The 2,093-nt window shown below is 67.7% G+C and carries 3 protein-coding genes; 1 reads left to right on the top strand and 2 read right to left on the bottom strand.

Annotated features, from left to right (window positions below):
• Positions 1 to 795, top strand: a 795-nt coding sequence (locus ACH107_RS32265; RefSeq protein WP_412509694.1) for a c-type cytochrome, incomplete at its 5' end; no start/stop codon positions are given.
• Here ACH107_RS32265 and lipA read toward each other — a convergent pair.
• Both lipA and ACH107_RS32255 read right to left on the bottom strand, forming a co-directional pair.
• Entirely contained in the window at positions 792 to 1,748 is a 957-nt protein-coding gene (gene lipA / locus ACH107_RS32260) for a lipoyl synthase (protein ID WP_310691148.1), read from the bottom strand. The two genes, ACH107_RS32265 and lipA, sit on opposite strands and share 4 nt — an antisense overlap.
• Before the next feature lie 103 nt (positions 1,749 to 1,851).
• A partial coding sequence (locus ACH107_RS32255; protein ID WP_412509693.1) for a DUF6456 domain-containing protein occupies positions 1,852 to 2,093 on the bottom strand: 242 nt, incomplete at its 5' end.

The raw sequence follows: 2,093 nt of genomic DNA, 5'->3' as shown, positions 1-2,093 counted from the left end.
GATCACCTTGACGGCGTGACCGGCGATGCGGCGGCGGGCGAGGCGGTCTTTATCGCCGCCGGCTGCGCCTCGTGCCACACCGCGCCCGTGGCCGAGGACGACGACGGCCCGCCCGTGCTGGCCGGCGGGCAGCGCTTCGAGACCGGGTTCGGCACCTTCGTGGCGCCCAATATCTCGACCGATCCCGACCACGGCATCGGCGGCTGGTCCGACCGGGAACTGGCCAACGCGATCCAGCGCGGCATTTCGCCCGAGGGGGCGCATTACTACCCCGCCTTTCCCTATGCCGCCTATGCCCGGGCCGAGACGGAGGACATCGCGGACCTGATCGCCTACATGCGCACCCTGCCCGCCGATGCGACCCCCAGCCCGGACCACAAGGTCGGCTTTCCCGTCAATATCCGCCGCAGCCTTGGCGGCTGGAAGAGGCTCTTTGCCAAGGACGACTGGGTGGTGACGGGCGATCTGGACAGCCGGGTGTCGCGCGGGCGCTACCTCGTCGAGGCGCTGGGCCATTGCGCCGAATGCCACACGCCGCGCAATGCGCTGGGCGGGCTGGACCGGGCGAACTGGCTGGCCGGGGCGGACAACCCCGATGGCGACGGACGCATCCCCGACATCACGCCCGAGGGGCTGGGCTGGTCCGCGCCGGATATTGCGGCCTACCTCGAAAGCGGCTTCACGCCCGCGTTCGACACCGCCGGCGGCTCCATGGTGGCAGTGATCGAGAACACCAGCCGCTTGCCGGCCGAGGATCGCGAGGCGATCGCCGCCTATCTGGTGGCCTTGCCCTAGACTGCCGCCCCGCCCAGCTTCTTGAGGCGATTCTCGCGCAGACGGGCGAAATCGTCGCCGGCATGATAGCTTGACCGGGTCAGCGGCGTGGCCGATACCATGAGGAAACCCTTGCCATAGGCGGCCTTCTCGTAGGCCGCGAATTCGTCGGGGTGGACGAAACGCGCGACGGCGTGGTGCTTGGGGCTTGGCTGCAGATACTGCCCGATGGTCAGGAAATCCACGTCGGCGCTGCGCATGTCGTCCATGACCTGCAGAACCTGCGGACGCTCTTCGCCGAGGCCCACCATAATCCCCGACTTGGTGAACATCGTGGGGTCCAGTTCCTTGACGCGCTGCAACAGGCGCAGCGAATGGAAATAGCGCGCGCCCGGGCGGACCTCCTGGTAAAGTCCCGGCACGGTTTCCAGGTTGTGGTTGAACACATCCGGTTTCGACTCGACCACGGTTTCCAGGGCCGATGGCGGGCACTTCAGGAAGTCTGGCGTCAGGATCTCGATGGTGGTGCCGGGGCTGCGCTTGCGGATCGCGCGGATGGTCATCGCGAAATGCTCCGCCCCGCCATCGTCGAGGTCATCGCGGTCCACGCTGGTAATGACCACGTGGTTGAGGCCCAGTTTCTGCACCCCGTCGGCCACGCGGCCCGGCTCGAAGACGTCCAGATCGTCTGGGCGGCCGGTGGCCACGTTGCAGAAGGTGCAGCCGCGGGTGCAGATCTCGCCCATGATCATCATGGTGGCATGGCCCTGGGACCAGCATTCGCCCGCGTTGGGACAGCCCGCTTCCTCGCAGACAGTCACAAGGCCATTCTCGCGCATGATCCTGTGGGTGTCCTGGTAGCCCTTGGAGGTCGGCGCCTTGACCCGGATCCAGTCCGGTTTCTTCGGCTGGGCGTTGTCGGCGCGATGCGCCTTTTCCGGGTGCCGGGATTCGGGAATGTTCAGGTCGCGCACGTGGGCCTCCTCCAGCGTCTATAAGCCCCTAGCTAGGCCGAACCGCCGGAAAAAGCAATGAAACCCCGTGTTGCGCGGCGTGCAAGCCTCGGGTCCGGGCCCATCAGCCGTAGCGCGTGTTCAACTGCCCGGTCTGGCGGTAGTGCTCGACCAGGCGATCGAGGGCGATGCGCAACACGATCTTGCCCGACCGGGCCGACCATCCCATGCGCTGTTCTGTGGTTTCCAGCCCGTCGAGCAGGCAGCAGGTGCGGTAGACCACCTCGGCCAGCCCCGGACCCAGCGCCCCGAAGGCGGCGGCGACACGCCCCTGCACGTCGAGCCGCGGCCCCGCGCCGCCGCCCT

Source organism: Roseovarius halophilus (ex Wu et al. 2025) (assembly GCF_047086965.1).
This window is presented reverse-complemented; position numbering and strand designations above follow the sequence as displayed.